Genomic DNA, 11,600 nt, shown 5'->3' with positions numbered 1-11,600 from the left:
GCCCCAGCGAATATGTCCACCAGCGATCAATCCGACTCCGCAGGAGACCGCGCAGCCGTCGACCGCGAGCTCGTCGAGGCCGCCCGGGCGGTGGCCCGGCGCTACTGCCGGGGCGACAACCACACCGTCGCGGCCGCCGGGCGCAACGCCGACGGGCGGATCGTCACGGCCGTGAACGCCTACCACTTCACCGGCGGCCCGTGCGCGGAGCTCGTCCTCATCGGCGCGGCCGCCGGCCAGGGCGCGTACGACCTCACCACGGTCGTCGCGGTCGGCGACCAGGACCGGGGCGTCGTGCCGCCGTGCGGCCGCTGCCGGCAGGTGCTGCTCGACTACTTCCCGACGGTCGAGGTCATCGTCAAGCGGGGAACGGAGCTGCTCGCCCTGCCCATCCTCGACCTGCTCCCCGAGGCGTACGTCTGGGCCGAGCACCAGGACGGCTAGCGGCCCTGCCTTCGAGTCGCCCGAGTGGCCGTTCGCCCGTCGTTCGGCTGCGCGAGCGCGACTCCAGGCACTAGCGTGCTGGCGACGTGTCGTAGTGATCGCCAACCGAGGGGGCACATTGTCGGACGACCTGCTCACAGCAAAGATCAACCACGGGTTCGACCACCTCGACGCCGACGGCGACGGGCTCCTCACCGAACGGGACCACGTCCTCATGGGCATCGCCGTCGCCCGCTCGCTCGGCCACCAGGAGGGCTCGGAGGCCGAGGCCGTCATCGTCCGCGCGTACCTGACGGTCTGGCACGACCTGCACCTCGCCCACCTGCCCGCCGGCACCGAGGCGATCACCCGCGAACAGTTCGTCCGCTCGACCGGCGCCCTCTCCGATGACCCCGAGGCCGCGCGGACCAGCTTCGGCGCACTCGCCGACGCCTTCCTCGCCGTCGCCGACACCGACCGCAGCGGAACGGTCGACGCCGGCGAGTTCTTCGTCTTCCAGCGCGGCCACTTCGCCGGCCTCTCCCGCGACGACGCCGACGAGGCCTTCCGCCACCTCGACCGCGACGGCGACGGCACCCTCTCCGCAGCCGAGTTCACCAGCGCGATCATCGAGTTCTGGACCAGCCGCGACCCCGACGCCCCCGGCAACTGGTGGACGGGCAAGCCCCCGCACACCCTCTGACACCCCCTCCGGCAGAGCCGCCCCCTCACCCGCCGGAACGCGAGGCCGGCGGCCCGCCCAACTCGCCGTACCCGCCAGGGGGGTCAGGTGGCGGGGACGATGCGCTCGACGATGGTCTCGATCAGGGCGGGCAGGGTGTCGGTGCCCAACACCTCGGGCAGGGTGAGGTGTTCGACGATCAGGCCGGTCATCGCGAGGTAGAGGACGAGGACGGTCTCGCGGTCGCCGGGCAGTCCTCCGTCGAGGTGGTAGGCGACGTTGGCCTCCAGCTGCTCGCGGATGGTGCCGGTGAGCTGGGCCCGCAGGCCGGGGCGGCGGGTGGCCTCCAGGCGCAGTTCGAGCATCGCGAGGTAGCCGGCCCGGTCGGCGGAGATGCGGCGGATCAGGTCGTGCATCAGGGCGGTGACCAGGGCGCGGTCACGCGGGGCCCGCAGCAGGTCGGCGATGACGGCCGGGTCCGGGGTGAGCCGGTGGTGGATGTGCCGGGCGGTCTGGTGGAGCAGGTGGTCGCGGTTGGCGAAGTAGTTGGAGGCCGTGCCGTTGGGGACGCCGGCCTGCACGTCGACCGCGCGGAAGGTGAGGCCGCGGGCGCCGTCGCGGGCGAGGACCTCGATGGCGGCGTCGGCGAGGGCGGTGCGGCGGGCGGGGTTCTGGACCATGGGCCGATTCTCTCTCGCGGGGTTTTCGGGGGCCGGGGCGCCCGGGCCTGAAAACATCCTGGCAACCACTACGGCTGGAGCACTATAGTCGGAGTGGTTAGGCGACAGGCCGCGCGGTCCGCGCCGCTTCCCGACTCCAGAGGACCTGCATGCGCAAGCTCAGCTACTTCATCGGCACCACCATCGACGGCTTCATCGCCGGCCCGGACGACAGCTTCGACTTCTTCGCGCCGTTCCTCACCGAGGACTACACCTCGGCGCTCTTCGCCGAGTACCCGGAGACCATCCCCACCCCCGGCCGCGCGGCGTTCGGCATCGCGGAGGCACCCAACAAGCGCTTCGACACCGTCGTCATGGGCCGCGGCACCTACGCACCGGGGCTGGCCGTGGGCCTCACGAGCCCCTACGCCCACCTGCGGCAGATCGTGGTCTCCCGCACCCTCGGTGCCGGCCCGGACCCGGCGGTGGAGGTCACCGCGGAGGATCCGGTGGCCCTGGTCCGCAGGCTGAAGCAGCAGGACGGGCTCGACATCTGGCTCTGCGGCGGCGCCGACCTGGCCGGCCAGCTGCTGCCCGAGATCGACGAGTTGATCATCAAGCAGTACCCGGTGGTGGCTGGGTCGGGCATCCCGCTGTTCCGCGCGGAGTTCGAGCCCCGCGCCTTCACGCTCACCGACAGCCGCGTCTTCGAGCACGGCAACGTCGTCCTCACCTACGCGCGGACCACCCCGGACGCCGCCTGACGCCCACCACCGGGCGGACGCGCGGGGCGCGGGGCACGGGACACACGGGGCGAGAGGCGCTATCGCGGCGCGGGCACGAGGACGTACCGTGGGCGCTCCCCCAAGCCGAGAGGTCGAACCCGTGTCCGAGGAGGCCCTGCCGTTCTTCGTCTACGGCACCCTGCGCAGCGGCGGCCGCAACCACGCCGCCCACCTGGCCGGACGCTGCGCCGACATCCGCCCGGCCGTGCTGGACGGCGCCACGCTGCACGACGGCCCCGGGTACCCGTACGCGGTGCCGGACGCGACGCCCGGGCGCCGGATCGTGGGCGAGCTGATCACCGTACGGCCCGGCGCGTACGCCGGAGCGCTCGCGGCGCTGGACCGGCTGGAGGACTGCCGGGCGGACGGGACCGGCCTGTACGTACGGCGGCGGCTGCCGGTGCGGACGGCGGCGGGCGAGGTGCGGGAGGCCTGGGTGTACTTCGCCGGGCCCGTCGTCGAGAGCCGGCTGCGGGAGCGGCCCGCGGTGATCGACTCGGGGGACTGGGCGGACCGGTAGCGGGGGGCGGGCGGGAGACGACCGGCCGGATACCGCCAGGTAGGCTGCCCCGACAGTTGTTCTCTCTACTCACGGCGCCCGCCGAACGACAAGGAGCCACCCGGTGCCCGAGCTGCCACCCCCGATCACCGTCGTCGGGATCGGGGCCGACGGCTGGCCCGGCCTCTCCACCATCGGCCGCGCCGCCCTGCGGGCAGCCGAGGTGGTCGTCGGCGGCCCCCGGCAGCTGAACCTCCTCCCCCACGACGAGGTCGCCGCCGAGCGCGTCCCGTGGCCGTCCCCCCTGCGCCCGGCCGTCCCCGGACTGTTCGCCGCGCACGCGGACCGCCGGGTCGCCGTCCTGGCCAGCGGCGACCCGATGTTCCACGGCATCGGCCGCACCCTCGCCGAGACGGTCGGCGCCGGGCGACTGCGCGTCCTGCCGCACCCCTCCTCCGTCTCCCACGCCTGCGCCCGACTCGGCTGGCCGCTGGAGTCCACCGAGGTGGTCAGCCTGGTCGGCCGCCCGCTGGACACCCTCGCCCTGGCCCTGAACCCCGGCCGCCGCCTGCTCGTGCTGAGCGCCGACGCCACGACCCCGGCAGCCGTCGCCGCGCTGCTCACCGCGCGCGGCTACGGCGCCGCCCGCCTGCGCGTGCTCGAACAGCTCGGCGGCCCGACCGAACGACAGCTCGACGGCACCGCCGACGGCTGGCCGCACCCGCCCGGCGACCCCCTGAACATCATCGCGGTCGACCTCGGCGACGGCCCCCGCAGCTCGCTCGTCCCCGGCCTGCCCGACGCCGCCTACGAGAGCGACGGCCAGCTCACCAAACGGCACGTGCGCGCCGCCACCCTCGCCGCCCTCGCCCCCTCCCCCGGCGAACTGCTCTGGGACGTCGGCGGCGGCTCCGGCTCGATCGCCGTCGAGTGGCTGCGCGCGCACCGCGACTGCCGGGCCGTCAGCATCGAACGCGACCCGGTGCGGGCCGAGCGGATCGCCCGCAACGCCGCCGCCCTGGGCGTGCCACGACTGCGCGTGGTGACCGGTCCGGCCCCCGCCGCGCTCGCCGAACTCCCCACCCCCGACGCGGTGTTCATCGGCGGCGGCCTCACCGCGACCGGTCTGCTGGACAGTTGCTGGGCCGCCCTGCGGCCGGGCGGCCGGCTGGTCGCCAACACCGTGACGCTGGAATCCGAGGCGCTGCTCACCGAGTGGTACCGGCGCAACGGCGGGGAGCTCGTCAAGCTCGCCGTCGCGCACGCCGTCCCGGTGGGCGGCTTCACCGGGTGGCGGCAGGCCATGCCGGTCACCCAGTGGTCCGCCGTCAAGCCCAACACCCCTCAGGAGAACGCGTCGTGACCGTCCACTTCATCGGAGCCGGCCCCGGCGCCGCCGACCTGATCACCCTGCGCGGCCAGCGCCTCCTGGCCCGCGCCGAGGTCTGCCTCTACGCCGGCAGCCTGGTGCCGCGCGAACTGCTCGACGAATGCCCGCCCGGCGCCCGCCTCGTCGACACCGCGCAGCTCAACCTGGACCAGATCATCGCCGAGCTGGTCCGCGCGCACCAGGCCGGACAGGACGTGGCCCGGCTGCACTCCGGCGACCCGTCCGTCTTCTCCGCCGTCGCCGAGCAGATGCGCCGCCTCGACGCGGCCGGCGTGCCGTACGAGATCGTCCCCGGCGTGCCCGCCTTCGCCGCCGCAGCGGCCGCGCTCAAGCGGGAGCTGACCGTCCCGACCGTCGGCCAGACCGTCATCCTCACCCGGATCGCCAAGCGCGCCACCCCGATGCCCGAGGGCGAGGACCTGGCCACCCTCGGCCGCAGCGGCGCCCTGCTGGTACTGCACCTGGCCGCCGGATACGTGGACGACGTCGTCGAGCAACTGCTCCCGCACTACGGCGCCGACTGCCCGGCCGCCGTCGTCGCGATGGCCAGCCGGCCGGACGAGCTGGTGCTGCGCGGCACCCTCGCCGACATCGCCGGGCAGGTCAAGGCCTCGGGCGTGGTGCGCACCGCCGTCATCCTGGTCGGACGGACACTGGCCGCCGAACAGTTCCGCGACAGCCACCTCTACTCGGCGGAGCGCGAACGCCCGCACGAGCCCTGCGGGGCGTGAACCCCATGACCCGGCACGTCCTGATCCTCGGCGGGACGACGGAGGGGCGGGCGCTGGCCGCCGCACTCGCCGAGCCGCCGTCCCTGCGGGTCACCAGTTCGCTGGCCGGCCGGGTCGCCCAACCCCGGCTGCCCGCCGGAGAGGTGAGGATCGGCGGCTTCGGCGGCCCCGAGGGGCTGGCCGACTGGCTGCGCGGCGAACGGGTCGACGCGGTCGTCGACGCCACCCACCCGTTCGCCGCCGGGATGTCCCGCAACGCGGCCCTCGCGGCGGCGGCCACCGGCGTACCGCTGCTGGTGCTACGCCGCCCCGGCTTCACACCCGTCGCCGGGGACCGCTGGCTCCCCGTCCCCTCGCTCGCCGCCGCGGCCGAACTCCTGCCCGGCCTCGGGCGACGGGTCTTCCTCACCACCGGGCGACAGGGCATCGCCACCTTCGCCCACCTCGACGGGGTCCACTTCCTCGCCCGGTCAGTCGACCCGCCCGAGCCCCCGTTGCCACCGTCCTTCGAAGTCCTGCTGGACCGGGGGCCGTTCACGCTCGACGGCGAACGGGCACTCCTGCGCGAGCACCGCATCGACGTCGTGGTCACCAAGGACAGCGGCGGCGCCGCGACCGCACCCAAACTCACCGCCGCACGCGAACTCCACCTGCCCGTGGTCATCGTGCGGCGTCCGCCGGTCCCGGACGGCGTACCGGTGGCCCCGGACGTACCGGGCGCGGTGCGGTGGTTGCAGCACCTGCGCTAGAACGGCGGGTCGGGTCGGCCGAACCAACCGGGCCCGGGCGGACCGACCGGGCCGACCGGGCCGACCGGGCCGACCGGGCCGACCGGGCCGCGAGAAATTACCGGGCGGGTTTCGGCGCCGCACCGGCAGGATGGGCCGATGGCAGACGATCACCGCACCATGACCCTGCGCACGGCCGACGAACGGGCCACCCTGGCCAGCTTCCTGGACTACCAGCGCGACACGCTCGCGTTGAAGTGCGCCGACCTCACCCCCGAACAGCTCCGCACCCGGGCCCTCGAACCCTCCGGTCTCTCCCTGCTCGGGCTGGTCCGCCACCTCGCCGAGGTGGAGCGCAGCTGGTTCCGCAACGTCCTCAACGACGAGGCCAAGCCCGCCTTCTGGAAGAACCCCGACGGCTCCTTCGCCGAGTTCGACGCCGACACCGCCGACCCGGACGAGGCCTTCGCGGTCTGGCGCCGCGAGTGCGACCACGCCCGGCAACTCGTCGCGGCCACCGAGTCGTTGGACGTTCTGGGGCACTACGGCGAGGAGGTCTTCTCGCTGCGCTGGATCCTCACCCACATGATCGAGGAGTACGCCCGCCACAACGGCCACGCCGACCTCCTGCGCGAACACCTCGACGGCACCACCGGCGAGTAGCCGAAACGGCCGACCAGCCCCAACGCGTGGGGCCGGTCGGCCATCCGACTGCCATTCAGATCCGGATCGGATCAGATGTCGCGGAAGGTCTCGATCTGCGCGCCGATGGAGTTGAGGCGCTCGGCGAGGTCCTCGTAGCCGCGGTTGATGACGTAGACGTTGCGCAGGACGGAGGTGCCCTGGGCGGCGAGCATCGCGAGGAGGATGACGACCGCGGGGCGGAGCGCCGGCGGGCACATCATCTCGGCGGCGCGCCAGCGGGTGGGGCCCTGGACCAGGACGCGGTGCGGGTCGAGGAGCTTGACGTCGGCGCCGAGGCGGGTCAGCTCGGTGAGGTAGATCGCACGGTTGTCGTAGACCCAGTCGTGGATCATCGTGGTGCCGTGGGCGGCCGCGGCGATGGCCGCGAAGAACGGCACGTTGTCGATGTTGATGCCGGGGAACGGCATCGGGTGGATGGTGTCGATCGGCGCGGTCAGCTTGGACGGGCGCACGGTGAGGTCGACCAGGCGGGTGTGGCCGTTGTGGGCCCGGTACTCGGGGGTCCGGTCGTAGTCGAGGCCCATCCCCTCCAGCACCGCGAGTTCGATCTCCAGGAACTCGATCGGCACCCGGCGGATCGTCAGCTCGGAGGAGGTGACGACGGCGGCGGCGAGCAGGCTCATCGCCTCCACCGGGTCCTCGGCCGGGGTGTAGTCGACGTCGCAGGTGATCTCCGGGACGCCGTGGACGGTGAGGGTGGTGGTGCCGATGCCCTCGATCCGCACGCCCAGCTTCTCCAGGAAGAAGCACAGGTCCTGGACCATGTAGTTGGGCGAGGCGTTGCGGATGACGCTGACGCCGTCGTGCCGGGCGGCGGCCAGCAGGGCGTTCTCGGTGACGGTGTCCCCGCGCTCGGTCAGCACGATCGGACGGTCCAGCGGGGTGCCCGGCTCGACCGAGGCGTGGTAGGCGCCGCCGGTGGTGGCGACCTCCAGCCCGAAGCGGCGCAGCGCGGTCAGGTGCGGCTCGACGGTGCGGGTGCCGAGGTCGCAGCCGCCCGCGTACGGGATGGCGAAGCGGCTGGCGCGGTGCATCAGCGGGCCGAGGAACATCAGCACGCTGCGGGTGCGGCGGGCCGCCTCGACGTCCATCGCCGCGAGGTCGAGCTCGGCGGGCGGGGTGAGTTCGAGGTCGCGGCCGTCGTTGGTCCAGCGGCTCTTGACGCCGATGCTGGTGAGCACCTCGAGGATGCGGTAGACCTCTTCGATCCGGGCGACGCTGCGCAGCGTGGTGCGTCCGGTGGTCAGCAGTGAGGCGCAGAGGATCGCGACGCAGGCGTTCTTGCTGCTGCGGACGTCGATGGCGCCGGAGAGTCGGGTGCCGCCGGCGACCCGCAGGTGCATCGGGCCGGAGTAGCCGAGGGAGACGATCTCGCTGTCGAGGGCTTCGCCGATGCGCGCGATCATCTCAAGGCTGACGTTCTGCTTGCCCTGCTCGATGCGGTTGACCGCGCTCTGGCTGGTGCCGAGGGCCTCGCCGAGCTGCGCCTGGGACCAGCCGCGGTGCTGGCGGGCGGTACGGATGAGGGTGCCGATACGGGTGAGGTAGTCGCCTGTCACTCGCCAGACCATATCTCATGGTTGAGATGACAACAGAGCCGGGGGTGGGTGTGACACTCCTTTTGTCCGTTTCTCGCCCCGCATGAACGTCAGATCTTCACATCACCAGGTGGTATTGCCGCGATTCTGTGAGAGCGTCACGGCCCGAGCGGCTCCGCCCTGCCGACGACGGTGCCCGCGCGGTCGATGCAGATGACGTCCACCGCCACCGGCGAGCCGACCAGCACGCCGAGCGCCGTCGCCCGCGCCGCCTCGGCGACCAGATCGCCCAGCGGCACCCCGGCCGCCCGGCACAACTGCACCGCCTCCAACCCGGTGTTGGCGGCGGCCACCGCCTCGGCCAACACCCCGTCGGCCCCGCCGCGCCGCGCCAGTTCTGCCAGGTACCCCTTGTCCACCTGGGAGCGCGCCGAGTGCAGGTCGAGGTGACCGGCGGCGAGCTTGGACAGCTTGGCGAAGCCGCCCGCGATCGTCAGCCGGGGCACCGGGTGGCGCTTGAGGTACTTGAGGACGGCGCCCGCGAAGTCGCCCATGTCGAGCAGCGCGTCCTCGGGCAGTCCGTGCACGGCGACGGCGACCTTCTCGGAGGTCGAGCCGGTACAGCCGGCCACGTGGGTGCGGCCCGCCGCCCGGGCCACGTCCACGCCGCGGCGGATGGAGTCGATCCAGGCGGAGCAGGAGTAGGGGACGACGATGCCGGTGGTGCCGAGGATGGACAGGCCCCCGAGGATGCCCAGCCGTGGATTCCAGGTGGAACGGGCGATCTCCTCGCCGTGGTCCACGGAGATCTCGACCACCACGTCCCCGCTGCCGCCGTGCGCGGCGGCCACCTCCGCCACGGCGTCGCGGATCATCTGCCGGGGCACCGGGTTGATCGCGGGCTCGCCGACGGGCAGCGGCAGGCCCGCCTTGGTGACCGTCCCCACCCCCGGTCCGGCCCGGAACACCACTCCGGCGCCGGGCTCGCCGGCCCGCACCGTCGAGCGGATCAGCGCGCCGTGGGTGACGTCGGGATCGTCGCCGGCGTCCTTGACCACGGCGGCCATCGCGCTCGCCGGCTCGGGCGGGACGGCGGCTCGACCTCCGGCCGCGAGGACCCCGGCGGCCAGTCCCCCGGCCCTGGGGGCGAGTTCCTCGGCGGTGAGCTCCTCGGCGGCGAGGGCGAAGGCCGGCTGCTGGCCCTTGGGGAGGGTGATGGTCACCGGGTCCGGGAACTCGCCGGTGAGCAGCGCGGTGTACGCGGCCTTGGTGGCGGCGGTGGCGCAGGCGCCCGTGGTCCAGCCGTGCCGCAGGCCGCTGCTCTTCAGCTGGCCGGCCCGGCCCCCGGCTTCGGCTCCGGCTTCGGCTCCGGCCTCGGCTCCCGCTTCGGCTCCCGCTTTGGCCACCTGCGTCTCGCTTCCGACTCCGTTGAGGTGCGGCCGCACCGACCGTCGGTACCGATTTTCCCCCATTCGCCTGACCGCGCCCCGACCGGGGGCGGTCAGCAGGGCCCCGCGACCCGGTGTCCGAGTCGGGGAGCGGCCGCTGCCCCGCGTTCCCGAAGAGTTCTCCGCACGGGCCTCGCACCTCGCGCCTACCAGTGAGTAATCTGGCGGTCCGCCAGAGGCGGGTTCATGACACGGGGTCCGGTGTCCGGGTTGTCCGGCCGGGCCATCAGCATGTGGGGGTTCTTGTGGCAGGGATGAGTCGGCGTACGTTCCTCACCGGTACGTCGGTGGCCGCCGCCTGGTCGGCCTTGTCGCTGGGCGGCGGGCAGTTCGCCTCGGCGGCGGAGCGCGAGCGCGCACTGGCGGCCACCGCCGCGCGGGCGGTCAGGACGACGGGCACCACGCTCGACCAGGTGGCCACGCCCGTCGGCACCGGCGGGTACAAGCGACTGACGGCCGGGCCGGGCTGGCCGCTGGTGGTACGCGGCGACCTGGCGGCGCCGGGCACCGGGCGGGACGACCGGCGGACCGGGCTGGCCAGCTTCGTCCAGTTCAGCGACCTGCACCTGGTGGACACCGAGTCCCCGGTGCGATTCGAGTACCTGGCCCGGTTCAACGGCAGCGCGTACCGACCGCAGGAGGCCCTGAACGCCCGCGGCGTCTCGGCCCTCGTCGAGCGGGTCAACGCGCTCGACGGCGGCCCCTACACCGGGATGCCGTTCAGCATGGTGATGGCCACCGGCGACAACACCGACAACCACGAGCAGGCCGAACTCGACTGGTACCTCACCGTCATGGGCGGCGGCCGACTCGCCCAGAACACCGGCGACCCGAACCGCTACGAAGGCGTGCAGAACTCGGGCAACGCCGCCTACTGGAACCCCGAACTCGCCTACAGCGACGGCTACAAGGCGAAGGGCTTCCCGCAGATACCGGGCTTCCTCGACGCCGCCGGCCGGCCGTTCGACGCGCCGGGCCTGCGTACGCCCTGGTACACGACGGTCGGCAACCACGACGACAGCCTTGAGGGTTCGCTGCCGGACCTCGGGCTGCTGAACGACCTCTACACCGGCCAGTACAAGCTGGAGGGCTGCAACGACGCGGACGCGGCCCAGCTGATGGACTCGCTGCGCCGCGACCCGGCCGGCGCCGCGCTCCTGCTCGCGAAGCTGCTCGCGAGCGGCGACGCGGTGCGCCGGATCACCCCGGACGAGCGCCGACGGCCGTTCACGCTCAAGGAGTTCGCCAAGGCCCACCTGAACCCGGCGCACACCGGCGCCGGCCCGTACGGGCACGGTTTCACCTCGGACATGATGGGCAGCGGCAAGCTCTACTACACCTTCCGCATCTCGGAGAAGGTGGTCGGCATCAGCCTGGACACCACCAACCAGGCCGGATTCGCGGACGGTTCACTGGGCACCGCGCAACTGCGCTGGCTGGAGCAGCAGTTGAAGGCGCACAGCGGGCACTGGTACGACACCGACGGACGCAAGGTGACGGGCGGCAGCACGGACGAGGTGATCCTCCTGTTCAGCCACCACACGAGCACCACCATGGGCAACCTGCTGCCCGACCCGCGCAACATCTTCGAGAAGCGGCACGACGGCAACGAACTGGTGGCGCTGCTCCAGCGCTACCCGAACGTGATCGCGTGGGTGAACGGGCACACCCACATGAACAAGGTCACGGCGCACGGCCACGCCGTGCCGGAGCGGGCGTTCTGGGAGATCAACACCGCCTCGCACATCGACTACCCGCAACACGGGCGCATCATCGAGATCGCGGACAACGGGGACGGCACGCTCTCCCTGTTCACGACGCTGATCGAGTCCTCCGCACCGTACGGCACGGACTTCGGCAGCACCTCGGACGCCAACCTCGCCGCGCTGTACCGCGAACTGTCGTACAACGACCCGAACGGCCGGCCGGCGGCGCTGCTGGGCGCGGGCGAGGACCACAACACGGAGCTGGTGATCACCAAGCCGACACGGTGACGGAGGCGGCGGCGAACA

At 73.0% G+C, this 11,600-nt stretch carries 12 protein-coding genes; 9 read left to right on the top strand and 3 right to left on the bottom strand.

All coding sequences use genetic code 11. The features are described 5' to 3' along the window. Positions 1 to 12: 12 nt before the first annotated feature. Both ACIOGZ_RS02050 and ACIOGZ_RS02045 read left to right on the top strand, forming a co-directional pair. Positions 13 to 444: a cytidine deaminase family protein gene (locus ACIOGZ_RS02050; RefSeq protein WP_400805106.1), complete on the top strand. Its 432-nt coding sequence runs from the start codon at positions 13 to 15 to the stop codon at positions 442 to 444. A 118-nt stretch (positions 445 to 562) separates the two neighbouring features. Continuing rightward, the gene (locus ACIOGZ_RS02045) at positions 563 to 1,126 is read left to right on the top strand and encodes an EF-hand domain-containing protein (RefSeq protein WP_400984432.1); all 564 of its coding nucleotides are present in this window, start codon (positions 563 to 565) and stop codon (positions 1,124 to 1,126) included. A gap of 83 nt (positions 1,127 to 1,209) precedes the next feature. Here ACIOGZ_RS02045 and ACIOGZ_RS02040 read toward each other — a convergent pair whose 3' ends face one another. Further along, positions 1,210 to 1,785, bottom strand: a complete 576-nt coding sequence (locus ACIOGZ_RS02040) for a TetR family transcriptional regulator (RefSeq protein ID WP_363585852.1) — start codon at positions 1,783 to 1,785, stop codon at positions 1,210 to 1,212. 149 nt (positions 1,786 to 1,934) lie between these two features. Between ACIOGZ_RS02040 and ACIOGZ_RS02035 the strand changes: the two genes are divergently transcribed. The 6 genes from ACIOGZ_RS02035 to ACIOGZ_RS02010 all read left to right on the top strand — a co-directional run bounded on the left by ACIOGZ_RS02035 (position 1,935) and on the right by ACIOGZ_RS02010 (position 6,560). Beyond that, entirely contained in the window at positions 1,935 to 2,528 is a 594-nt protein-coding gene (locus tag ACIOGZ_RS02035; RefSeq protein WP_363585851.1) for a dihydrofolate reductase family protein, read from the top strand. Positions 2,529 to 2,649: 121 nt separating this feature from the next. Next, the gene (locus tag ACIOGZ_RS02030; protein ID WP_063350078.1) at positions 2,650 to 3,069 is read left to right on the top strand and encodes a gamma-glutamylcyclotransferase family protein; all 420 of its coding nucleotides are present in this window, start codon (positions 2,650 to 2,652) and stop codon (positions 3,067 to 3,069) included. 103 nt (positions 3,070 to 3,172) lie between these two features. Next, positions 3,173 to 4,411 carry a precorrin-6y C5,15-methyltransferase (decarboxylating) subunit CbiE gene (gene cbiE / locus ACIOGZ_RS02025; protein WP_400984429.1) on the top strand — a complete coding sequence of 413 codons (1,239 nt, stop codon included), beginning with the start codon at positions 3,173 to 3,175 and terminating at the stop codon, positions 4,409 to 4,411. Beyond that, positions 4,408 to 5,169, top strand: coding sequence for a precorrin-4 C(11)-methyltransferase (cobM, locus tag ACIOGZ_RS02020; protein WP_387814506.1), 762 nt, complete (start codon positions 4,408 to 4,410; stop codon positions 5,167 to 5,169). Before cbiE ends, cobM begins: the two co-directional genes overlap by 4 nt. A gap of 5 nt (positions 5,170 to 5,174) precedes the next feature. Continuing rightward, complete coding sequence (locus ACIOGZ_RS02015) at positions 5,175 to 5,918, top strand: cobalt-precorrin-6A reductase (RefSeq protein WP_400984427.1); 744 nt, start codon at positions 5,175 to 5,177, stop codon at positions 5,916 to 5,918. Positions 5,919 to 6,056: 138 nt separating this feature from the next. Next, complete coding sequence (locus tag ACIOGZ_RS02010; RefSeq protein WP_363579105.1) at positions 6,057 to 6,560, top strand: DinB family protein; 504 nt, start codon at positions 6,057 to 6,059, stop codon at positions 6,558 to 6,560. Positions 6,561 to 6,631: 71 nt separating this feature from the next. Here ACIOGZ_RS02010 and ACIOGZ_RS02005 read toward each other — a convergent pair whose 3' ends face one another. Together ACIOGZ_RS02005 and ACIOGZ_RS02000 are read right to left on the bottom strand one after the other, a co-directional pair. Further along, on the bottom strand, positions 6,632 to 8,161 hold the full coding sequence (locus tag ACIOGZ_RS02005; protein WP_363579107.1) for a UDP-N-acetylglucosamine 1-carboxyvinyltransferase: 1,530 nt from the start codon (positions 8,159 to 8,161) through the stop codon (positions 6,632 to 6,634). 137 nt (positions 8,162 to 8,298) lie between these two features. Further along, entirely contained in the window at positions 8,299 to 9,546 is a 1,248-nt protein-coding gene (locus ACIOGZ_RS02000) for a cobalt-precorrin-5B (C(1))-methyltransferase (protein WP_363630618.1), read from the bottom strand. Positions 9,547 to 9,842: 296 nt separating this feature from the next. Between ACIOGZ_RS02000 and ACIOGZ_RS01995 the strand changes: the two genes are divergently transcribed. Then, positions 9,843 to 11,582 (top strand): TIGR03767 family metallophosphoesterase, encoded by a 1,740-nt coding sequence (locus ACIOGZ_RS01995; RefSeq protein WP_363630620.1) that lies wholly within the window; start codon positions 9,843 to 9,845, stop codon positions 11,580 to 11,582. The last annotated feature ends 18 nt before the right edge of the window (positions 11,583 to 11,600 follow it).

The sequence above is a fragment of the Kitasatospora sp. NPDC088160 genome (assembly GCF_044741445.1).
In the GTDB taxonomy this organism is placed as follows: Bacteria; Actinomycetota; Actinomycetes; order Streptomycetales; family Streptomycetaceae; genus Kitasatospora.
This window is presented reverse-complemented; position numbering and strand designations above follow the sequence as displayed.